A 21,947-nucleotide genomic window follows, 5' to 3' on the forward strand; every position below is an offset into this window, starting at 1 on the left:
CCCGCCCCGTCAAATCGGCTCAGCCTTGCAGACCGGCCAGCAGCGACAGGCTGTGGTGGCGGGCCTGCTGATCGAAGATATCCGTGACCGCCATCACTTCTTGAGCACCGGTACGCGCCAGCAGACTTTCAAGCCGGGCCGCCACGCGTGTCGGGCCGCCGATGGCGGCGGCGCCAAGAAAGTCTTCCACGCCCCGGCGTTCGTGGGGCAACCAGTGCTGGTCCATGTTCTCTACCGGCGGGCTCAGCAGGCGCGCCTGGTTGCGCAGCAGCGACAGTACCTTTTGCTGGGCGGTGGTAGCGAGAAACTCGGCCTCGCGGTCGCTATCGGCCATGATCACCGGCAGTCCCAGCATCAGGTAGGGGGCGTCGAGCACCGCCGAAGGCTGAAACTGCTCCTGATAAAGTCGACTCGCCTCAAACAGCATGCGCGGTGCGAAGTGAGAAGCAAAGGCAAAGGGCAGGCCCAGCCGGGCGGCGAGCTGCGCACTGAACAGGCTGGAGCCCAGCAGCCAGATGGGCACCTCGGTGCCCGCGCCGGGAATGGCCATCAGTTTCTGGCCATGGCGTGCCGGGGCCAGTAACTGCTGCAGCTGTTGCACCTGCTCGGGAAAGTCTTCACCGTCTTCCGGCCGTCGGCGCAGGGCGCGCATGGTCTCGGGATCCGTGCCCGGAGCCCGGCCCAGACCCAAGTCGATGCGATTCGGATACAGGGTGGCCAGGGTGCCAAACTGCTCGGCCACCACCAGGGGCGGGTGGTTGGGCAGCATAATGCCGCCGGAGCCCACGCGAATGCGCTGGGTCTGGCCGGCAATGTGACCCACCAGTACGGCGGTGGCCGAGCTGGCGATGCCATCCAGGTTGTGGTGCTCGGCCAGCCAGAATCGCTCAAAGCCAAGGGCTTCTACATGGCGGGCGAGGGCAACGGAATTGCTGAGGGCATCGGCCGCATCGTGACCGGCGCGAATGTGCACCAGATCGAGCAGGGACAGTTTGACTTGAGATAACAGGCTCATGGCACCGCTCTATACAGTCGTTCAAGCACTTGCTCGCTGTCCTGCCAGCCCAGGCAGGCGTCGGTAATGCTTTGACCAAACACCGGCACCTTGCCACCTTCCACATCCTGACGGCCGGGCTCAATAAAGCTCTCGATCATGACCCCGGCAATAAAGCGGCTGCCACCCTCGAGCTGGCGGGCGATGTCGTCGGCCACCGCCAGCTGGCGCTGGTGCTGTTTCTGGCTGTTGCCATGGCTCAGATCCACCACCAGCCGAGTCGACAGGCCCACGGCATGCAAGCCGGCGGCGGCCTGCTCAATGCTTTGAGCGTCGTAGTTGGGGGTCTTGCCGCCGCGTAAAATCACATGGCCATAGGGGTTGCCGTCGGTCTGGTAGATGGTCATCTGTCCGTCCTTGTCGGGGGAGCAGAAAATATGGCCATGGGCGGCGGCGCGCACCGCGTCCAGGGCAATCTGAATATTGCCGTCGGTACCGTTCTTGAAGCCCACCGGGCAGGACAGCGCCGAGGCCATTTCCCGATGGATCTGGCTTTCGGTGGTGCGTGCGCCAATGGCGCCCCAGCTGATCATATCGGCAATATACTGGCCGGTCACCATATCCAGAAACTCGGTGGCGGTAGGCAGCCCCAGGGCATTGATGTCGCCCAGCAACTTGCGCGCCAGGGCCAGGCCGGTGTTGATGTCAAAGCTGCCGTCCAGGTGCGGGTCGTTGATCAGGCCTTTCCAGCCCACTATGGTGCGCGGCTTTTCAAAATAGGTGCGCATCACAATGCACAGCTTGTCGGCGTAGCGGGCCTTCAACGGCGCCAGCCGTTCGGCATAGGCCAGGGCGGCTTGCGGGTCGTGAATGGAGCAGGGCCCGATGATCACCAGCAGCCGATGACTGTCACCGGAGAGAATGGCTTCAATTTCGCTACGGGCGGTCAGCACCGTTTCGGCCATGGTGTCGGTGAGCGGATAACGCTCGGCAAGTTGATGAGGAGTGGTCAGTGACGCCAGCCGGCGACTTCTCAGTTCGTCTGTAGAGTGGGACATGAACAGCCTGCTTGAAAGAATGAGGTGCAGCAGCACAATGTCCCTAACATAACCAAAAGCCGTGGCAGGGAAAACCACGGCCTTCAAGTTTTCTGGGATTAACTGAAACGCTGTCCGGAGATGGCCGGATGGTAGATGGGCTGAATGACGTTGCCGGCGGGATCGGTGATGTGAAAGCTGCGGGCGCCGTCACGGTGATCATGGGGCTGATCCAGCAGGGTCACGCCCTTGGCCTTGAAGTACTGAAACCATTGATCCAGCTCTTCCTTGCTGTCGACGATAAAACCGAAGTGATCCATGCCCTGCACCCCGCTGGCGGGCAAATCGGCGCGGCCCAGCGACAGGTTGTCATTGCCGCAGGTCAAATACACCAGATTGTCGCTGGCGCGGTTGAGGATCTCCATGCCCATGATCTCGGTGTAGAACTGGACGCATTCCTCCAGATTGGGCATGGTAAAGGCGATATGGCGCATGCCGTTAAAACGACCGGGTCTTTCCATTGCTGGGCTCCTTGGCACTCATTCTGATATTTGTGTACTATTTGTTGAAATTACATAAACAATTGGAGTTTACAATGTATTCAATTATTGTCAAAACCAAGCTCAAGCCCGGCACCACCCAGGCTTTTCTCGACGCCATGCTGCCCAATGCCGCCGCCTCCGTGCGCGACGAGCCCGGTTGCCACACCTTTGACGTGCTGCAGGACAGAGCCGATCCCGAGCTGTTCTGGCTCTATGAAATCTACCAGGACGAAGCCGCCCTGGCCGCCCACAAGGAAACGCCCCACTACCAGGCCAGCCGTGCCGTGGTCAACGAGCTGATCGCCGAGCAGTCGGTGATCCGCGCCGACGTGCTGGCGGTGAACCCGGCGCGTTAATTCCTTATGGACATCATGGCCCGGCTGGCGGACTGGCACATCACGCCGCCGCTGATTGAGCACCCGCCGCTGCACACCTGTGATGATGCCGACCGCCTGCTGGTGGACCGGCCCGGTACCCGGCTGAAAAACCTGTTTCTGCGGGACAACTACGGCAAGCGTCATGCCCTGCTGCTGACACGGCACGACAAGCAGGTAGATCTCAAGGCGCTGTCGCGCCAGCTGGGCTGGTCGCGGCTGGGCTTTGCCTCGGCCGAACGCCTGGAGCGCTACCTGGGGGTGGCGCCGGGCCATGTGTCGGTGCTGGCGCTGGTCAACGATTCGCAGCAACAGGTAGAGTTGTGGCTGGATGAAACGTTGCGGGACGGCGACGACTTTCACTGCCATCCGCTGCGCAATACCGCCACCGTGCTGCTGAGCCGGACCGATTTGCTGCGCTTTACCGAAAAAACTGGCCATGCTCCCCGCTGGCTGGCGGTGCCTTCCCTGGGCTGATCCCGGCGGGGCGGCCATGCCCCGCCTGCTTTCCCCTCGCTTTATCCTGCCGGTGCTCGGCGCCCCGCGTCGCTTGGGTGTACACTGGCCGTTTTGGCGCCCGGTGCTCATGCTCGTTCATACTGGTGTTGCGCGCACAATGGCATAAAAAGGAGTGAGCCCATGTTATGGCCTTTGCGGTGGCTGCCCTGGTGGCTGCTGACGGTGCTGCCGGCCATGGCCGGCGACTACCAAATCGGGTTTCTTGCCTACCGGGGCGAGGCCCAGGCCAGGGGGGAGTGGCACGGAGTGCTCGACGATCTCAACCGGGCGTTGCCGGCCCATCATTTCGACGGTGCCTACCTGACCCAGCAGCAGCTGGATGCGGCCCTGGCCGAGGGGCGGCTCGACTTTGTGGTCACCAATCCGGCCCATTATGTGCTCAACCGCAACCAGGGGCTGAACTGGCTGGCGTCGTACCGGGATCCCCGTTTTGGCTCGGCTCGGGAAAGCGTGGCGGCCACCCTGCTGGTGCGCGCCGACGGCGACATTACCGCGGCCCATCAGCTGGCGGGCCGGCGTGTGGGGGCGGTGCATGAACAGGCCTTTGGCGGCTACCTGTTGGTGGCGGAGCAGCTGCGCCGCCAGGGCGTGACCCCGGCCAGCCTGGACCTGCAGTTTCGCGGCTACCCGGTGGATGCCCTGATCTACCTGCTGCGTGACGGGGCCCTGGACGCCGTCATGGTACCCGCTTGTACCCTGGAGCAAATGATGGAGGAAGGCCTGGTGGCCCGACAGGACTTTCGTGTGCTCATGCTGCAGGCCGACACCCCCTGCGCCCGCTCCACGCCGCTCTATCCGGGCTGGAGTTTTGCCGCCGCCGGCATCAATGACGAGACCCTGCTACGGAACATTACCCAGGTCCTGCTGGCCATGAAACAGGACGGGCGCGCCTTGTGGGGGGCGCCCATTCGCCTGGATGAAGTGGAGCGACTGCTGCAAGACTGGCGTCTGGGACCGGAAGAGTCCCCGCCGCTACGACAGTTGCGCACCGTGCTGCTGGACTATTGGCAATGGCTGGCAGGGTTGATGCTGGTGCTGCTCACCATTGCCCTGCACCATGTTCGTGTTACTCGACTGCTGCTCAAGCGCACCGACGAGCGCGATCGGCTGCATGGCCTTATTCAGAGCCGGGAGCTGGAACTGGTGCGGGCGCGTCAGGCCACCCTGCTGGGTGAAATGGCCACCGGCCTGGCCCATGAGCTGAACCAGCCGCTGTCGGCCATTCAGGCCTACGCCCAGGCCGGCGAGCTGATGACCACAGAGGAAAACAGCCGTGAGGTGTTCAATCATATCGTTAGTGAAACCGAGCGAGGGGCCGATATTATTCGCCGTTTTCGCCAGTGGGCCAGCCAGCCGCTGCCGGGGCCACTGGCCTTTGCCCCCGATATGCTGTGCAGGGAGCTGGCCGACAGAATCACTCCCCGGGCCCAGGCCGCCGGGGTGCGCCTGAGCCTGAATGCCGGCGCCGGCGAGTTGCTCAGTGTGCGCCCGGCGGTGGAGCAGATCCTGGCCAACCTGCTGGGCAACAGCCTGGATGCTTTTGAGCGCCGGGGTCGGGGTGGGCGGCTGGTGCTCACCGCCGTGTCCGGTGACGACGGCTGGACGCTGACGGTGGCAGACGATGCCGGCGGTGTGTCGCCGGCGGTGATCGAGGCACTGGGTCATACCCTGCCCGCCAGCCGGGTGCACGGCATGGGCATTGGCCTGATGGTAAGCTACCGGCTGGCGCGCCGGCTGGGAGGCAGGTTGACCCTGGCCAATGTAAAAGACGGCACACGTGCCACACTGTTTTTGCCCGAGGATGACTGATGCACATTTACCTGCTTGACGATGATCCCAAGGTGTTGGCTGCCAATGCCTTTCTGCTCAAGGCCATGGGTCATGACAGTCGAGGCTGGTCCGAGCCGGCCCGGTTTCTGCAAGAGTTCGATGGTGATGCCGAGGCGGTGCTGTTGCTGGATCTGGCCATGCCGGAGCTGGACGGGCTGGAGGTGCTGGCGGAGCTGGACCGCCGGCAATGCCCGGTGGCGGTGATCCTGCTTACCGGCCACGGTGACGTGCCCCAGGCGGTGGAAGCCATGAAGCTGGGCGCCGTGGATTTTCTGGAAAAGCCGGTGGATGCCCGCCGGCTGGCAGAGGTGCTGACGCGGGCCTGGCAACAGGCCCAGGCGTTGGGACAGCAGGCCGACGCCCGACGACGGGTGGCCAGGCTGTCGGCCCGGGAACACGAGGTGGTGACCCTGGTCGCTCAGGGGCTGACCAACAAGGCCATTGCGGAACAGTTGTGCGTGGCGGTGCGCACCGTGGAGGTGCACAGGGCCTCGGCCATGACCAAGCTGGAAGCGGCCAATATGGCCGAGCTGCTGCACTGCTGGCAGCTGTATCAGGGGTAAGGACGTCAGAAGTGAAAAGTAAGACGTAGGGCCGTAGGTTGTGATGAGCGCAGCGAATCCCAACACTCAGGCGGCTGCGGAAATGTTGGAATTCGCGCTGCTCATTCCAACCTACTTGTCACCCTTCACGGGTGGGCTTCCATCCAGGATTCGAGGATCAGCTGGGCCGAGACCGCGTCTACCGCATCCTTGCCCAGGGCCTTGTAGCCGCCGGCTTCAAACAGCCGGGCGCGGGCATCCGTGGTGGTCAGGCGCTCGTCCTGCAATTCCACAGGCAGGCCAAAGCGGCCATGAAGCCGGTTGGCGAACTTGCGGGCGCGGCGGCTGATGTCCTGCTCGGTGCCGTCCATATTGAGCGGCAGCCCCACCACCAGCAGGCTTGGCTGCCACTCCTTGAGCAGCTGCTCAATCTGATCCCAGTTTGGGACGCCATCGTTGGCCTTGAGGGCGCGCAAAGGACGGGCGCTGGCGGTCAGCTCCTGGCCGACCGCCACGCCAATGCTTTTCAGGCCATAGTCAAAGCCCAGCAGGGTACGGCTCATGCGTGACCCACCTGGGATGACAGCTGTCGGGAGTCGATGCCGAGCCGACCAATGGCCTGATGCCAGCGCTGACCCAGGGGAGTATCGAAGATCAGGCTGTTGTCGGCGGGTACCGTCAGCCAGCTGTTTTCCACCAGCTCCTGCTCCAGCTGGCCCGGGGTCCAGCCGGCGTAGCCCAGGGCTACCAGATACTGCTCAGGCGCCGCATCGGTGCCCAGGGTTTCAAGCACATCGCGGGAGGTGGTGATCATCAGGCTGTCGGAAAGCCGCCGGCTGGAGCCAAAGCCTTCCATCGGGGTGTGCAGTACAAACCCCCGGTCGGCGGATACCGGGCCGCCCTGCAGCACCGGCTGATCCATTCCGGGCACATCGTCGGGCTCCAGCTCCAACTGATGCAGCAGCTCGTGCAGGGGCATGTCGACCGGAATGTTGATCACCAGCCCCATGGCACCTTCCTCGTTATGCTCACAGATATAGGTCACGGAGCCGGCAAAGAAGGGATCCTTGAGGCTGGGCATGGCGATCAGAAAATGATGTTCCAGTGATTCCATGTTGTCTCGATATGAGTAGCGGGCCGCCGCCGGCAGCGACGGTGGCGCCGTGAGTGTTACTGTCAGGATAGCCGCTTTTCAATGGCGTCCATCAGCATGCCGGTGATGTTGACGTCAAAGGCCGCCTCGATCTCGCGCACGCAGGTCGGGCTGGTGACGTTTACCTCGGTGAGGCGGTCGCCGATGATGTCGAGGCCGACAAAAATCAGTCCCTTGGCCTTGAGCACCGGGCCCAGGGCCTCGGCAATGCGGCGGTCGCTGTCGCTTAAGGGGCGGGCTTCGCCTCGGCCGCCGGCGGCCAGGTTGCCCCGGGTTTCTCCGCCCTGCGGAATGCGTGCCAGGCAGTAGGGTACCGGCTCGCCGTCCACCACCAGCACGCGCTTGTCACCGTCCTTGATGGCGGGCAGATAGGTCTGCACCATGCAGTAGCGGCTGCCGTGCTCGGTAAGGGTCTCGATGATAACGCCCAGGTTGGGATCGTCTTCCTTTACTCGAAAAATGGAGGCGCCGCCCATGCCGTCCAGGGGCTTGAGAATGATGTCCTTGTGCTCGGCGTGAAAGGCGCGAATATCGGCGGCACGGCGGGTCACCAGGGTGCTTGGCGTGTGCTCGGCAAACCAGGCGGTGTAGAGCTTTTCGTTGGCGTCGCGCAGGCTCTGGGGCTTGTTGACGATCAGTGTCCCTTTGTCTTCGGCCCGCTCCAGCAGGTAGGTGGCGTAGACGAACTCGGTGTCAAAGGGCGGGTCCTTGCGCATCAGGATCACGTCCAGGGTGTGCAGGGGAGTCAGTTCGGGCTCGGCCAGGGTAAACCACTGGCCGGCATCTTCCTTCACGGTCAGCCGGGCCATGCGGCCAAAGGCTTCACCGTCGCGCAGGCTGAGATCGCCCATTTCCATATACCACAGCTCATAGCCCCGGCGCTGGGCTTCGAGCAGCATGGCGAAGCTGGTGTCTTTTTTGATATTGATGGACTGAATGGGGTCCATCACGATTCCCAGTTTAATGGTCATGCAAGATCTCCAAATCGGCATTGCAGGGCGGTAATGGCGGTCAGCGCCGCGGTTTCGGTGCGCAGTACGCGCGGTCCGAGCAGTATATCAAGAAAGCCACGGGCCTGAGCGGTGGCAATTTCCTCGTCCGACAGTCCACCTTCGGGGCCGATCAGCAGGCGTACGCCGGCATCGGGGGGGGGCAGGGTGTTGACGCTGTAATCGGCACGGGGATGCAGGTTGAGCTTGAGCTCATTGGTGTCTTCCGCCAGCCACTGCTCCAGGGCCATGGCCGGGCGTATCTCGGGAACGCGGTTGCGACCGCACTGCTCGCAGGCGGCGATGGCGATTTTCTGCCACTGCTGCAGCTTCTTCTCCAGGCGTTCGCCGGTGAGTTTGACACCACAACGGCTGGAAAACAGCGGGGTGATGACGTTGACCCCGAGCTCCACCGACTTCTGAATGGTGAACTCCATTTTTTCACCCCGGCTCATCACCTGTCCCAGGTGAAAGTGCAGGGGAGACTCCACCTCATCGGCACTGAATTCGCCCACTCGCACCCGTACGTTTTTCTTGCCGGCTTCAATAATCTCGGCCTGGTACCGGCCGCCGTTGCCGTTGAACAGCACCAGAGCCTGGCCGGCCTGCATGCGCAGCACCCGGCCCACGTGGTTGGCGCCGTCTTCGGACAGGGTCAGCTCCTGGCCGGTGGCAAGTGGACTCGGCTCATGGATTCGGGGTATACGCATAGTTTTTGCACTGCTCCTGAACAAAGGGATTGTGGTTGCCCTGAATGCGGCCGATGCGTTTGTCCCGCTCGCACTCCCAGGGGCTGACCGGGTATTGCCGGTTCCAGGCCTCAAACAGTTTCTGCTGCTGGCGGGCAATTTTCAGGTTGTATTGTTGCTGCATATACAGATAGGTGCGGGCAATGGCGCCCCGACTGTCGGCAGGGGGCTGCACCTTGCGGCCCTTGAAGTCCACCAGCATCTGGCAGCGGCCATATTGTACCGGTTTACCGTTCCACTCGGAAAAGCGGTAATTGGAGCGATCGCCGTTGACCTCACCCACCGCCGGCACCAGGTTGTGCAGGTCCCCTTCCATTTGCCGGAATCCCTGGTCCTTGCGAGTACAGTTCTTGCGCCCGCCCTGCTGCCAGCACTGGCGCTGGTGGCCGAATTCCCAGGCGGGCACCACATGTTCCCATTCAATGCGGCTGGCGCGGGTTTCCTGCTTGCGCACCCGGTAACCACAGCCGGCCAGGTCCGGCACCAGTTTTTTGCCCTGCTTTTGTATGTTGCAGCCACAGTAAAAGCTCACCGGATGATCGGTGTAAATGCCCGGAGCCACCTTTTTGGCCTGACGAAACGACAAGGCTTCGCCATAAGCCAGCGAGGAGCACAGGCTCAGGATCAGAAGAAAATAGCGCACGACTCATTGTTATGTTGGTATTTGTGCGCGCAAGCTTACCACCGGCGGCGGGGCGGGGAAAAGGGCAAGGATGGGAGCGCGAAGCAGGCTTCGCGCTCATTGTATATCACACCAGCTGCAGCATGGCCTCGGCAGAAGAGACTTCAAACTGGCCGGGGGCTTCCACGCACACTTGAGTGACCACGCCATCGTCCACCACCAGGGCAAAACGCTGGGCGCGCAGGCCGCCAAAGGCACCGGTGTCCTTGGCCAGCCCCAGTGCGCGAGTAAAGGCGCCGTCGCCGTCGGCGAGCATGGTAATGGCGCCGGCGTTCTGGCTTTGCTGCCAGGCGTGCATCACGAAGGCATCATTTACCGACAGGCAAAACAGCTCCACGCCCTTGGTCTGGAATTCGTCTTCCAGTGCGACAAAGCCCGGCAGATGGGCCTGGGAGCAGGTCGGAGTAAAGGCGCCGGGCACGGCGAAGATCACCGCCTTTTTGTTGCCGAACAGGTTGTGAGTGTCGGCGTTGGCCTTGCCGCTTTCGGTGATAAAGGTGAAGTCGTGCTGGGGCAGGGTGTCACCGGGTTTGATCATGGGGTTGTCCTTTTTCCTGACGGTTTGATGGGCATCAGTGGCTGGCCGCAGTGCAGACACTGGTATCGTTTCTGACCGCGCCGCACGCTGTTGTGCCGGCGCAGGCTCAGTTTATGGATTCGGCAACCGCAATCATAGCGAAAAACCGGGGCGACCTTCTCGGTATTGAGCCGGTGCCGGGTGCGGGGCTCAAGGCCGAACACCTCGCTCATGATGGTTTGCCACTCCCGCCCGTGCGGGCGCACTTGGCCATGCAGGGCAAAGGCTACCAGGTGGGCCACCTCGTGGGGCACGATTTCGGTCAGAAAATCCTGCGCATTGTCGGCCAGCAGCACCGGGTTAAAGCGCAGCTCCCAGCGTTCGGTCCAGGCGGAGCCGGCAATGCGGCCGCGCTGGTTAAAGCGCACCAGCGGCGGGTCAAACGGCCGGCCTGTGTGGCGTTCGGCCAGGGCCAAGCATTCGCTGACCCGGTTCTGTACTTGCTGAAAAAGGGAATCGTCGAGTTTCATGCAAACGTCGTTGTAAGTACCGTATTCTCGGGCAAAGGAACCGCTCCCCCGACACGCTGTAAATACATTCATGTGACGGTCAGCGGAACGGCATCCTTTGCCCTCGTTCTTGACATCAACGGCGTCTGTGTGGGGAAGCCCGCCGTAGGTTGTAATGAGCGAAGCGAATTACAACATGTGCGCCGGCAGTAAGGTATGCTCGATCAAAAAGGGGAAGCGAATGCTTCCCCTTGATGCTTACTTCAGGCCGGCGGCGTCGCGCAGCAGGGCGGCCTTGTCGGTGGCCTCCCAGGGGAACTCGTCCCGGCCGAAGTGGCCGTAGGCGGCGGTGGCCTGGTAGATGGGACGGTTCAGGTCCAGCATCTGGATCAGGCCGTAGGGGCGCAGGTCGAAGTGTTCGCGCACCAGGGCGTCGATCAGTTCCTCGGCGACCTTGCCGGTGCCGAAGGTTTCCACGCTGATGGAGGTGGGCTCGGCCACGCCGATGGCGTAGGACACCTGAATTTCACAGCGATCCGCCAGGCCGGCGGCCACGATGTTCTTGGCCACGTAACGGGCGGCGTAGGCGGCGGAGCGGTCCACCTTGGACGGATCCTTGCCGGAGAAGGCACCGCCACCGTGGCGGGCCATGCCACCGTAGGTGTCCACGATGATTTTGCGACCGGTCAGGCCACAGTCACCCATGGGGCCGCCAATAATGAACTGACCGGTGGGGTTGATATGGAACTTGGTGTTCTTGCTCAGCCACTCGGCGGGCAGCACCGGCTTGATAATAAGCTCCATCACGGCTTCACGCAGGGTGGCCTGATCGATGTCGGGGCTGTGCTGGGTAGACAGCACCACGGTGTCGATGCCCACGGGCTTGCCGTCGTCATAGACAAAGGTCACCTGGGACTTGGCGTCCGGACGCAGCCAGGGCAGCTCCTTGGCCTTGCGCACATGGGCCTGGCGCTTGACCAGGCGGTGGGAGTAGGTGACCGGCGCGGGCATCAGCACGTCGGTTTCGTTGGAGGCGTAGCCAAACATCAGACCCTGATCGCCGGCACCTTGCGCGTAGGGATCTTCGTCTTCCCGGTCCACGCCCATGGCGATGTCGGGAGACTGCTTGCCGATGGCGTTGAGCACGGCACAGCTGTCGCCGTCAAAGCCCATGTCGGAGCTGGTGTAGCCGATGTCGCGCACGGTGCGGCGGGCCAGCTCTTCGATGTCGACCCAGGCGCTGGTGGAGATTTCACCGCCCACGATGACCATGCCGGTCTTGACGTAGGTTTCGCAGGCCACGCGGGCCTTGGGGTCTTGCTTGATGATGGCGTCGAGTACGGCATCGGAGATCTGGTCGGCAATCTTGTCGGGATGACCTTCGGACACGGACTCGGAGGTAAACAGTCTGGCCATTTTGCTTCACTTCCTAAAACTTTTAATGAATTCGGTGTTGTCAGGGACCGCACAAAATGGCGGTATTAACATCTGGACGGCTATTTTAGAGAGGCGAGGGCGGGAATGCCAGAAAAATGTGTGACCGGCACGGCGGGCGTAGGTCACGCCGGGGGAGAATAATTTGCGCCTCCCGGCCGTCTTTGGGACAATAACCGCCGATTTGTTCACCCTTCTTTATAAGAATTTCTCAGGAGATGTCGATGCCTTCTCGTCAAGTGCTGGCTAATGCCGTGCGCGCGCTCAGTATGGATGCGGTACAGAAAGCCAATTCCGGTCACCCCGGAGCCCCCATGGGCATGGCGGATATCGCCGAGGTGTTGTGGCGTGATTACTTGAAGCACAACCCCGCCAACCCGGAATGGGCCGACCGTGACCGCTTTATTCTGTCCAACGGCCATGGCTCCATGCTGCTGTACTCCCTGCTGCACCTGACCGGTTACGAGCTGTCCATCGACGATCTCAAGCAGTTCCGTCAGCTGCACTCCAAGACCCCCGGCCACCCGGAATACGGTTACGCCCCGGGCGTGGAAACCACTACCGGCCCGCTGGGCCAGGGCATCACCAATGCCGTGGGCATGGCCATTGCCGAAAAGGCGCTGGCCGCCCAGTTCAACAAGCCCGGCCACGAGGTGGTGGATCACTTCACCTACACCTTCCTGGGTGACGGCTGCCTGATGGAAGGCATCTCCCACGAGGCCTGCTCCCTGGCCGGCACGCTGGGCCTGGGCAAGCTGATTGCCTTCTGGGATGACAACGGCATCTCCATCGATGGTCATGTTGAAGGCTGGTTCAGCGACGACACCCCCAAGCGCTTTGAAGCCTACGGCTGGCACGTGATCCCCGCCGTGGACGGTCATGACAGCGCCGCCGTGGCCGCCGCCATCGACGCCGCCCGTGCTGAGACCGGTCGCCCGACCCTGATCTGCTGCAAAACCGTGATCGGTTTTGGCTCCCCCAACAAGGGCGGCAGCCACGATTGCCACGGCGCCCCCCTGGGCGAGGCGGAAATTGCCGCCACCCGCGAGCAACTGGGCTGGAGCCATGCTCCGTTCGACATTCCCGCCGACGTGTACGGCGAGTGGGATGCCAAGGCCAAGGGTGCCGAGCAGGAAGCGGGCTGGAACGCCAAATTCGACGCCTACGCCGCCGAATATCCGGCACTGGCCGCCGAGCTCAAGCGTCGCCTGAACGGCGAGCTGCCCACCGACTGGGAACAGCAGAGCGCCGACTTTATCAAGGGCCTGCAGGCCGCCCCGGCCAAGATTGCTACCCGCAAAGCCTCTCAGAACGCCCTTGACGCCTTTGGTAACCTGCTGCCCGAGCTGCTGGGCGGCAGTGCCGATCTGGCCCCTTCCAACCTGACCATGCACAAGGGTTCCAAGGCCATCAGCGCCGAGGATGCCGCCGGCAACTACCTGCACTACGGTGTGCGTGAGTTCGGCATGAGCGCCATCATGAACGGCATCGCCCTGCACGGTGGTTTCGTGCCCTACGGTGGCACCTTCCTGATGTTTGTGGAATACGCCCGTAACGCCGTGCGTATGGCCGCCCTGATGAAGCAGCGCTCCATCTTTGTATACACTCACGACTCCATTGGTCTGGGTGAAGACGGCCCCACCCACCAGCCGGTGGAGCAGATTGCTTCCCTGCGCCTGACCCCCAACATGAGCACTTGGCGCCCCTGTGACCAGGTAGAGTCCGCCGTGGCCTGGAAACACGCCATTGAGCGCAAGGACGGCCCCACCTCACTGATCTTCTCCCGCCAGAATCTGGGACAGATGGAGCGCACCGAGGCCCAGCTGGCCGACGTGGCCAAGGGTGGCTATGTGCTGCGTGACTGCGCCGGTACCCCTGAGCTGATCCTCATTGCCACCGGCTCCGAGGTAGAGCTGGCTGTGGCCGCGGCCGAGCAGCTGACTGCCAAGGGCCGCGCCGTGCGCGTGGTGTCCATGCCGTCCACCGACGTGTTTGACGCCCAGTCTGCCTCCTACCGTGAAAGCGTGCTGCCCGCCGCCGTGACCAAGCGGGTGGCGGTGGAAGCCGGTATTCGCGACTTCTGGTTTAAGTATGTGGGCTTTGGTGGCGACATCATCGGTATGAGCAGCTTTGGCGAGTCGGCCCCGGCCGGTGAGCTGTTCAAGCTGTTCGGCTTCACCACCGAAAACGTGGTGGAGAAGGCCGAGGCCCTGCTGGCCTGAGCCTGAGCACTGACTGAATAAAAAAACCGGCGTTAGCCGGTTTTTTTGTGCCCGTCATCCAGGCAGGCCATGAAACTGTGGTGCCCTCAGGATGCGTGAATGATCCTGATCACAATTTTTTAACCGGCGAAAATTTGTTCTTAAAGGAAAAGTTGTTTCTACTCAATGTGTTGGGCTTATTTTCGAACATGGGGTCAGGCTTTTCCGCCGTGATTGGCATTGTCCGAGCTGTTAATGGAATATATATATAATTATGAATTCATAATGACGCAGACGACGTCCTAACCAAGGAGAAGGTAATGGGAAACAATCTACACGCTTTCGGCGGTTTCTTTAAAAAGAGTTTGTTAACAATTTCGCTGGGGGCCACCCTGGCCACCGCCCAGGTGAATGCCGAGACCCTGCGGGTGGCCGGCAACTTTGCCGTGGACCACTCCAGCACCCTGGCCATGGAAGTGTTTAAAAAGGAAGTCGAGACGGCCACCGACGGCGATATTGAAGTCAATCTGTTCCCGGCCATGCAGCTGGGCGGTGCCTCCGAGAACGTGGATCAGGTGCGTTCCGGTGTGCTCAACATGACCTGGATTGGTGCCTCTTTTCTGTCGCGCACCGTGCCCGAGCTGGAAGCGGTGAGCCTGCCGTTTCTGTTCAAGGACCGGGACACCGCCTTTAAGGTCATCGACGGCCGGGTAGGGGACCTGCTTAACGAAAAACTGGCTGACAAGGGCTTTGTGGCCCTGGGCTTTATGGAGCTGGGTCCGCGTCACATCACCAACAGTGTGCGTCCTATCGAGTCCATTGATGACTTTGACGGCCTCAAGATTCGGCTGCAGCCCAACGAAACCCACCTCAAAACCTTCCGCGCCCTGGGTGCCAGCCCAACCTCCATGGGCATCAACGAGGTGTATTCCGCCCTGCAGCAGAAGGTGATCGACGGTCAGGAAAACCCCTTCAGCATCATTCGCAAAAACAACTACCAGGAAGTGCAGCAGTACCTGACCGATACCGGCCATTTCTTTGACTTTATTGTGGTGGTGGCCAACAAACGTCGCTTCGACAAGCTGTCCGATGCCGAGCAGCAGGCGGTGCGCCAGGCCATGGCCAAGGCGGTGGAGTGGCAGCGTGAAAAGGCCGCCGAGGAAGATTTGGAGTCCCGTGATCAGCTGGTGGCTGCCGGCATGAAATTCAACAGCGTCAGCCCCGAACTGCACCAGCGAATGCAGGAGAAGACCGCGGGCATTATCGACGAGCTGAAAGAGCGCCTCGGTGATGAACTGGTGAACGCCGTACTGGAGGACGCCAAGTCATGACAACCGGTCATTCCGAGCAGCCGCACATGCTGAACGGAGCCGGGCCTCTGCCTACACCGGCGGCGCTTGTCCGCCGGTACCTGCTGAGGCTGGATGCAGCCTCCCGCTATACCATCTGCGTCTGTATGGCGGTGATGGTATTGCTGGTCTCGGCTCAGGTGTTCTGTCGTTATCTGCTGGCCGAATCCATCGACTGGGCCGACGAAATGTCGCGTCTGGCCTTTGTCTGGGCGGTGTTTCTGGCCATTCCCCATGGCCTCAAGCATGGCGTTCATGTGGGCATCGATGTGCTGACCAACAAGCTGTCTCCCCGTCTGCAGGAAGGCCTTAGCCGGCTGATGATGCTGGTTAGCGGACTCTTGATGGTGGTGGTGTGTTACCAGGCGGTACTGGTGGCCATCGACGGTTGGGGTGAGCTGATGCCCACCATTCCGGTCAGTGCCTCGGTGTTCTACATCCCGGTGATGCTGAGCTGTGGCCATGGCCTGCTGCATCTGTTGTTCATGGCCTGGCAAGGCGCCCATGTCTGGGCTGACAAGGAGGAAGCCGCATGACCACACTGGCGATTATCCTGTTCCTGGTGCTGGCCCTGCTGGGCATGCCCCTGGCCTTTTCTCTGGGCCTGGCGGCCCTGGGGGGACTGGCCTGGAGCGGCATTGAACTGTCGGTGCTGCCCCAGCGCATGATGCACGCGGTCAACTCCTTTCCGCTGATGGCGATTCCGCTGTTCATGCTGGCGGGTGAGCTGATGGTGGGCGGTCAGGTGATGCAACGCACCATCGACTTTGCCAATGCTTTCGTCGGCCGGGTCAAGGGCGGTCTGGCCCACGTCACCCTGCTGTCCGGTCTGGGCCTGGCCTCGGTTACCGGTGCTGCCGTGGCGGGCGCCAGTGCCCTGGGCACCACCATGATGCCGGCGATGAAAAAGCACTACGACGCGGGCTTTGGCTCGGCGGTGGTGGCCTCGGCGTCCAACCTGGGACCCATCATTCCGCCCAGCGCGGCCATGATTGTCTACGCCCTGATGGCCGGCTCCTCGGTCTCCGTGGGTGGCCTGTTCATGGCGGGTGTGGTGCCCGGTGTGCTGCTGGTGGTGGGCATGATGGTGCTGTCGACCTGGATTGCGCACCGCAAGGGCTATCCGCCCACGGGTGAACCCTTCAGCCTGAAGAACCTGCTGGTGCAGACCAAACGGGCCGGGGCCATCATGCTGATGCCGGTGATCGTTATCGGCGGCATTGTTGGTGGTGTGTTTACCGCCACCGAAGGGGCGGCCATCGCCGTGGTTTACGCCTTTGTCATCGGCAAGTGGATTACCCGCAAGCTGGAATGGGTGGACTTGCCCGGCTGCATGTTCCGTGCCGCCCTGACCTCGGCGGTGGTGGGAGCGCTGATCGCCTTTGCGACGCCGCTGACCTTCCTGTTCACCATCGATCTCATTCCGATGCGCCTGTCGGAGCTCATTCAGAGCATCACCGACAACCCACAGGTGTTCCTGGCGTTGGTGATGGCGATGTTGCTGGTGGTGGGCATGTTCCTGGAATCAAACGCGGCCTACATCATGCTGGTGCCGCTGTTTGCGCCCATCGCGCTGGCCTACGGTATCGACCCGCTGTATTTCGGCTTTCTGTTCGTGTTCAACCTGGTGATCGGCATGATGACGCCGCCGGTCGGGGTGTTGCTGTTCGTGATATGCGGCATCGCCAAAATACCCATGTCTCAACTATTGCGTTACGTCTGGCCCTTTATTGCCCTGCAATACCTGGTGCTGGCGCTGTGCTGGATTTTCCCCGAGGTAGTGACGGCCCTGCCGCACGCCCTGGGTTACTGATAACTGAATGAAACATAATGACAAGCAAGGAGCTAACCATGACCAATCGTACTCTGCTGGGCGTACTGACCCCTTCTTCTAACACCACTCTGGAGCCGGTAACCGGCGATATTCTGCATGGCGTTAACGGTGTCAGCGCCCACTTTGGCCGCCTCAAGGTGACCGAGATCTCCCTGACCGACCAGGCCCTGAGCCAGTTCGACAACGAGCCTTTCCTGCAGGCATCCCGGCTGCTGGCCGATGCCAAGGTGCAGTCCATCACCTGGAGTGGCACCTCTTCCGGCTGGCGTGGCTTTCAGGATGACGAGATCCTGTGTAAGGCCATTACCGACGCCACCGGCATTCCGGCCACCACCTCGGTGCTGGCGCTGAACGAGCTGTTTGCACTGACCGGTGTCAAGCGCTTTGGCCTGGTGACCCCTTATCTGCACGAGGTGCAGAAAAAGGTGGTGGCCACCTATGCCGATGCCGGCTTTGGCTGTGTCGCCGAGCGTCACCTCAATGACAAGGGCAACTTTTCCTTCTCCGAGGTGAGCGAGGACACCATCGAGCAAATGGTGCGCGAAGTGGCGGCCGAAGGCCAGTGTGACGCCATCACCATTTTCTGTACCAACCTGCGCGGTGCCCGCGTGGCGGCGCGGCTGGAACAGGAACTGGGACTGCCCATCTACGACACCGTCTCTACCGGGGTGTGGAAGGGCATGCTGCTGGCCGATGCAGATCCGAGCCAGATCCAGGGCTGGGGTTCTTTATTTTCGGTTAAACCGTAATTATATATTATATAATTCATAAATAAGGCGGCCCGCCCGGATTGGGTAACACCTCTTAGCGGGCTGCCACAGTGATTTCTTATTCATAATTCGATCGGGATCACCCTTGTCCGCCTCGGTCATACCGTTTTAGCCGGCAAGGGATTAAGGTACTCGATCACTAACATTCATATAACAGGAGCACGATATGGCAAGCAGTGGTAACACTCTGGGCCAAAGTTCCCTGCGGCGACGCTCATTGCATGAGGAAGTGGCCGACTGCGTGCGCACCATGATCATCGAAGGTGAGCTGAAGGAAGGGGAGCGCATCAACGAGCCGGCGCTGTGCAAGCAGCTGGATATCTCCCGAACCCCGTTGCGGGAAGCCCTCAAGGTATTGAACTCCGAAGGTATTGTGACCATTGAGCCCAACCGGGGCGCCCGGGTGGCGGTGATCACGCCGGAGGAAATTCGTGAACACTTTGAAATTATCTGCTCCCTGGAGCGTCGTGCCGCCGAGCTCACCGCCGAGCGTGCCACGGCCGCCGATCTGGAACAGCTGACCCGGCTGCAGCAGCAGCTGGAAGGCTACCATCAGGCTCAGGACAAGCAGCATTACTTTGAAATCAATCAGCATATTCATCGCCTGATCATCGAGCTGGCCGGCAACGACACCCTGATCCAGCTGCATCACCAGTTGATGAACAAGGTTAGCCGCGGCCGCTATCTGGCCATCGACTTTCATCATCGCTGGGACGAGTCCGTGGCCGAGCACCAGGCACTGCTGGAAGCCCTCAAGGCCGGTGACGGCGATCGGGCCGGCCGCATTCTGGCCGAGCACGTGATGCACACCGGCAACTTGCTGGTGCAGGAACTGGAGCAAAAACAACAAAAAGCGGGCTAAGCCGCTGGCCAGGGCGGCGCCAGGCCCCGCTCTTGTTTTTTTGATGGTTTCTTCGTTTTTCTTTTTCTCTCTTTAACCTTCCTTTCTTCCTTTCTGCCAGCCGGTGCTCCGGCTGTTGCCTGACCGTCTTGGCTTTCCTCCCAACTGCCGGTCACGACATCGTGCTTCCGCGATAGCCAGTGGTTTCTCAGTTGGTCTTCATATGAGGCGTGCCAGCTTTTTGCACAAAACTCGTTTGTTAACGATTTGTTTTATTTGTGCGACCCCGTTCACATTCCCGTTACTGCCGGTTTGAAAGCCTCAATAAGCAATGATTAATTACATATACATAATTATGAATGCAATCTAGTGGATTAGAACAACATCAAGGAGTGACCCATGTCTGAGTTTGATCTGGTGATTCGAAACGGCCGCATTGCCACCGCCGCCGACGTGACCGACTGTGATATCGGTATCAAGGACGGCCGCATCGTGGCCCTGGGCCTGAACCTGGGCGAGGGCCAGGAAGAGATTGATGCCAGCGGCAAGCTGGTGCTGCCGGGCGGCGTGGACGCCCACTGTCACCTGGATCAACCGATGCCGGACGGCCTGCGCATGGCCGACGATTTCTATACCGGCACCCGCTCCGCCGCCTGTGGCGGCACCACCACCGTCATGCCCTTCGCGGCCCAGGAAAAGGGCCAGTCGCTGAAAGCGGCGGTAGAGGATTATCATCGTCGCGCCGAGGGCAAGGCGGTGGTGGACTACGCCTTTCACCTGATCGTGAGTGACCCGACCGAAAAAGTGCTCAAGGAAGAGCTGCCGGAGCTGATTCGCCAGGGCTGTACTTCGTTCAAGATTTACATGACCTACGACGACCTCAAGCTCAATGACGGTCAGATCCTCGACGTACTGGCGCTGGCCCGGGACGAGGGCGCCATGGCCATGATCCACGCCGAGAACGCCGACTGCATCGGCTGGCTGACCAAGCGGCTGATCGACGCCGGTCATACCGCCCCCAAATACCACGCCGCCGCCCGCCCCATGCTGGTGGAGCGGGAAGCGACCCACAGGGCCATTGCCCTGTCCGAGCTGGTGGACGTGCCCATTCTGATCGTGCACGTGTCCGGTGAGGAAGCGGTGGAGCAAATTCGCTGGGCTCGCAGTAAGGGCATCAGCATCTATGCTGAGACCTGCCCCCAGTATCTGTTCCTCACCGCCGAAGATCTGGGCATTGACGGCTACGAAGGCGCCAAGTGCGTGTGCAGCCCGCCGCCCCGGGACGAGGCCAACCAGCAGGTGATCTGGGACGGCCTGGAAGACGGCCTGTTTACCATCTTCTCCTCCGATCATGCGCCGTTCCGCTACGAGGACCCTCAGGGCAAGAAGCCGAACGGCGAAGAGGTGGACTTCCCCTACATTCCCAACGGTATTCCTGGCCTGGAAACCCGCTTGCCGCTGCTGTTCTCCGAAGGTGTCAACAAGGGCCGCATTACCCTTAACCGCTTTGTCGAGCTGACCGCCACCAACCCGGCCAAGCTCTACGGCCTGTATCCACAAAAGGGCAGCATTGCCGTGGGCGCCGATGCCGACATTGCCATCTGGGACCCCAAGCGTGAGGTGGTCATTCAGAACGAGTTGCTGCACCACGACGTGGATTACACCCCCTACGAGGGCCAGGCGGTGACCGGCTGGCCGGTACTGACCTTGAGCCGGGGCCGGGTGGTGTGGCGCGATGGTGAGGTGCTGGGCCAGGCCGGTGACGGCCGCTTTTTGCCCTGCGGCAAGCCGGACATGGCCAAGCCCAAGGTACGCCGCTGAGCGTCAGGGAACGATTTCGGGCAGGGTGAACCGGGACGGTTCACTCGCCCATCAACTGAGCAGTTCAAGGAGTGAATATGTCATACAAAAGCGGGCGTCATTTTCTGCAGATCCCGGGCCCTTCACCGGTGCCGGAGCGTCTGGTTCGCGCCATGTCACAAGCGGTGATCGATCACCGCGGGCCGGAGTTCGGAGAGCTGGGCCGTGACGTGCTGGCCGGCATCAAGCGCATTTTCCAGACCGACAGCCCGGTGGTGATTTATCCCGCCTCCGGCACCGGTGCCTGGGAAGCGGCTCTGGTCAATACCCTGAGTCCGGGCGACCGAGTGCTGATGTGTGAAACCGGCCAGTTCGCCACCCTCTGGCATGAGCTGGCCACTCGTCTGGGCGTGGAAGTGGAGTTCCTGCCCGGCGACTGGCGCCACGGGGCCGATCCGGTTGCCATTGCCGAGCGCCTGAGCCGGGACACCGAGCATCACATTCAGGCGGTGTGCGTAGTGCACAACGAAACCTCCACCGGCGTGACCAGCCGCATTGCCGATATTCGCCAGGCCATTAACGGCACCGGCCATCCGGCGCTGTTTATGGTCGACACCATCTCCGGTCTGGCCTCGGCCGAATACAAGCACGATGAATGGGGCGTGGATGTGACCGTGTCCGGCTCCCAGAAGGGCCTGATGCTGCCGCCGGGCATCAGCTTCAACGCCCTGAGCGACAAGGCCCTGGCTCGCAGCAAGCAGTCCGCTTTGCCTAAGTCCTACTGGGACTGGGCGTCCATGCTGGCGGGCAACGCCACCGGCTATTTCCCCTACACGCCCGCCACCAACCTGCTCTATGGCCTGAAGGAAGCCATCGCCATGCTGGAAGAGGAAGGCCTGGATAACATCTTTGCCCGTCACCAGCGTCACGCCGAGGCCACTCGCCGGGCGGTGCAGGCCTGGGGTCTGGAAGTGCTGTGCCTCAATCCCGAGGAATACAGCCCGGTGCTGACCACGGTACTGCTGCCGGAAGGCCAGGATGCCGACGCCCTGCGCAAGGTCATTCTGGAGCGCTTCGATATGTCGCTGGGAGCGGGCCTTGGCAAGCTCAAGGGCCGGGTGTTCCGCATCGGTCATCTGGGCGACATCAACGATCTGACCCTGCTCGGCACCCTGGCCGGCGTCGAGATGGGCCTGGTGGCGGCGGGCGTGCCCCACAGCCCGGGTGGCGTTCAGGCCGCCATGCGTTTTCTTGCCGACCACTAAGTGATTGCGGTGGCCC

The 21,947-nt window shown here is 61.6% G+C and carries 23 protein-coding genes; 12 read left to right on the forward strand and 11 right to left on the reverse strand.

Translation table 11 applies throughout. The annotated features are described in order from the left end of the window. Positions 1-19: 19 nt before the first annotated feature. The 3 genes from B6S08_RS01500 to B6S08_RS01510 all read right to left on the reverse strand — a co-directional run bounded on the left by B6S08_RS01500 (position 20) and on the right by B6S08_RS01510 (position 2,552). Positions 20-1,015 carry an LLM class flavin-dependent oxidoreductase gene (locus B6S08_RS01500; protein WP_094199020.1) on the reverse strand — a complete coding sequence of 332 codons (996 nt, stop codon included), beginning with the start codon at positions 1,013-1,015 and terminating at the stop codon, positions 20-22. After that, the gene (locus B6S08_RS01505) at positions 1,012-2,052 is read right to left on the reverse strand and encodes a 3-deoxy-7-phosphoheptulonate synthase (RefSeq protein WP_094199021.1); all 1,041 of its coding nucleotides are present in this window, start codon (positions 2,050-2,052) and stop codon (positions 1,012-1,014) included. Before B6S08_RS01505 ends, B6S08_RS01500 begins: the two co-directional genes overlap by 4 nt. Before the next feature lie 98 nt (positions 2,053-2,150). Then, positions 2,151-2,552 carry a VOC family protein gene (locus B6S08_RS01510; RefSeq protein WP_094199022.1) on the reverse strand — a complete coding sequence of 134 codons (402 nt, stop codon included), beginning with the start codon at positions 2,550-2,552 and terminating at the stop codon, positions 2,151-2,153. 74 nt (positions 2,553-2,626) lie between these two features. On the opposite strand from B6S08_RS01510, the gene B6S08_RS01515 reads away from it, so the two are divergent. From B6S08_RS01515 to B6S08_RS01530, 4 genes are all read left to right on the forward strand, one after another. Next, positions 2,627-2,929, forward strand: coding sequence for a putative quinol monooxygenase (locus tag B6S08_RS01515; protein WP_094199023.1), 303 nt, complete (start codon positions 2,627-2,629; stop codon positions 2,927-2,929). 6 nt (positions 2,930-2,935) lie between these two features. Continuing rightward, complete coding sequence (locus tag B6S08_RS01520) at positions 2,936-3,424, forward strand: prolyl-tRNA synthetase associated domain-containing protein (RefSeq protein ID WP_094199024.1); 489 nt, start codon at positions 2,936-2,938, stop codon at positions 3,422-3,424. A 162-nt stretch (positions 3,425-3,586) separates the two neighbouring features. After that, entirely contained in the window at positions 3,587-5,275 is a 1,689-nt protein-coding gene (locus B6S08_RS01525; protein WP_094199025.1) for a PhnD/SsuA/transferrin family substrate-binding protein, read from the forward strand. Beyond that, positions 5,275-5,859: a response regulator transcription factor gene (locus B6S08_RS01530; RefSeq protein WP_094199026.1), complete on the forward strand. Its 585-nt coding sequence runs from the start codon at positions 5,275-5,277 to the stop codon at positions 5,857-5,859. Before B6S08_RS01525 ends, B6S08_RS01530 begins: the two co-directional genes overlap by 1 nt. A gap of 125 nt (positions 5,860-5,984) precedes the next feature. Here B6S08_RS01530 and ruvX read toward each other — a convergent pair whose 3' ends face one another. The 8 genes from ruvX to metK form a co-directional block, all read right to left on the reverse strand. Further along, positions 5,985-6,401 (reverse strand): Holliday junction resolvase RuvX, encoded by a 417-nt coding sequence (gene ruvX, locus B6S08_RS01535; protein ID WP_094199027.1) that lies wholly within the window; start codon positions 6,399-6,401, stop codon positions 5,985-5,987. Beyond that, positions 6,398-6,952, reverse strand: a complete 555-nt coding sequence (locus B6S08_RS01540; protein ID WP_094199028.1) for a YqgE/AlgH family protein — start codon at positions 6,950-6,952, stop codon at positions 6,398-6,400. Before B6S08_RS01540 ends, ruvX begins: the two co-directional genes overlap by 4 nt. A 62-nt stretch (positions 6,953-7,014) precedes the next feature. Beyond that, on the reverse strand, positions 7,015-7,962 hold the full coding sequence (gene gshB, locus B6S08_RS01545) for a glutathione synthase (protein ID WP_094199029.1): 948 nt from the start codon (positions 7,960-7,962) through the stop codon (positions 7,015-7,017). Beyond that, on the reverse strand, positions 7,959-8,690 hold the full coding sequence (rsmE, locus tag B6S08_RS01550; protein ID WP_094199030.1) for a 16S rRNA (uracil(1498)-N(3))-methyltransferase: 732 nt from the start codon (positions 8,688-8,690) through the stop codon (positions 7,959-7,961). Before rsmE ends, gshB begins: the two co-directional genes overlap by 4 nt. Beyond that, the gene (locus tag B6S08_RS01555; protein WP_094199031.1) at positions 8,668-9,372 is read right to left on the reverse strand and encodes an endonuclease; all 705 of its coding nucleotides are present in this window, start codon (positions 9,370-9,372) and stop codon (positions 8,668-8,670) included. The genes rsmE and B6S08_RS01555 overlap by 23 nt, the downstream gene beginning before the upstream one ends. A gap of 106 nt (positions 9,373-9,478) precedes the next feature. Further along, entirely contained in the window at positions 9,479-9,949 is a 471-nt protein-coding gene (locus B6S08_RS01560) for a peroxiredoxin (protein ID WP_094199032.1), read from the reverse strand. Beyond that, positions 9,946-10,458, reverse strand: coding sequence for a SprT family zinc-dependent metalloprotease (locus tag B6S08_RS01565; RefSeq protein WP_094199033.1), 513 nt, complete (start codon positions 10,456-10,458; stop codon positions 9,946-9,948). Before B6S08_RS01565 ends, B6S08_RS01560 begins: the two co-directional genes overlap by 4 nt. A 237-nt stretch (positions 10,459-10,695) precedes the next feature. Further along, positions 10,696-11,853: a methionine adenosyltransferase gene (gene metK, locus B6S08_RS01570; protein WP_094199034.1), complete on the reverse strand. Its 1,158-nt coding sequence runs from the start codon at positions 11,851-11,853 to the stop codon at positions 10,696-10,698. A gap of 242 nt (positions 11,854-12,095) precedes the next feature. Between metK and tkt the strand changes: the two genes are divergently transcribed. The 8 genes from tkt (at position 12,096) to B6S08_RS01610 (ending at position 21,931) form a co-directional block, all read left to right on the forward strand. Beyond that, on the forward strand, positions 12,096-14,093 hold the full coding sequence (gene tkt / locus B6S08_RS01575; protein WP_094199035.1) for a transketolase: 1,998 nt from the start codon (positions 12,096-12,098) through the stop codon (positions 14,091-14,093). Between the two features lie 299 nt (positions 14,094-14,392). Beyond that, on the forward strand, positions 14,393-15,403 hold the full coding sequence (locus B6S08_RS01580; RefSeq protein ID WP_094199036.1) for a TRAP transporter substrate-binding protein: 1,011 nt from the start codon (positions 14,393-14,395) through the stop codon (positions 15,401-15,403). Further along, on the forward strand, positions 15,400-15,957 hold the full coding sequence (locus tag B6S08_RS01585; RefSeq protein ID WP_094199037.1) for a TRAP transporter small permease: 558 nt from the start codon (positions 15,400-15,402) through the stop codon (positions 15,955-15,957). The genes B6S08_RS01580 and B6S08_RS01585 overlap by 4 nt, the downstream gene beginning before the upstream one ends. Next, positions 15,954-17,234 carry a TRAP transporter large permease gene (locus B6S08_RS01590; protein WP_094199038.1) on the forward strand — a complete coding sequence of 427 codons (1,281 nt, stop codon included), beginning with the start codon at positions 15,954-15,956 and terminating at the stop codon, positions 17,232-17,234. The genes B6S08_RS01585 and B6S08_RS01590 overlap by 4 nt, the downstream gene beginning before the upstream one ends. A gap of 38 nt (positions 17,235-17,272) precedes the next feature. Further along, positions 17,273-18,004 (forward strand): maleate cis-trans isomerase family protein, encoded by a 732-nt coding sequence (locus B6S08_RS01595; protein ID WP_094199039.1) that lies wholly within the window; start codon positions 17,273-17,275, stop codon positions 18,002-18,004. Positions 18,005-18,191: 187 nt separating this feature from the next. Beyond that, complete coding sequence (locus tag B6S08_RS01600) at positions 18,192-18,887, forward strand: GntR family transcriptional regulator (RefSeq protein WP_094199040.1); 696 nt, start codon at positions 18,192-18,194, stop codon at positions 18,885-18,887. A 378-nt stretch (positions 18,888-19,265) separates the two neighbouring features. After that, entirely contained in the window at positions 19,266-20,687 is a 1,422-nt protein-coding gene (hydA, locus tag B6S08_RS01605; RefSeq protein ID WP_094199041.1) for a dihydropyrimidinase, read from the forward strand. A 77-nt stretch (positions 20,688-20,764) separates the two neighbouring features. After that, positions 20,765-21,931, forward strand: a complete 1,167-nt coding sequence (locus tag B6S08_RS01610; RefSeq protein WP_094199042.1) for a pyridoxal-phosphate-dependent aminotransferase family protein — start codon at positions 20,765-20,767, stop codon at positions 21,929-21,931. Positions 21,932-21,947 lie beyond the last annotated feature (16 nt).

Source organism: Oceanimonas doudoroffii (genome assembly GCF_002242685.1).
In the GTDB taxonomy this organism is placed as follows: domain Bacteria; phylum Pseudomonadota; class Gammaproteobacteria; order Enterobacterales; family Aeromonadaceae; genus Oceanimonas; species Oceanimonas doudoroffii.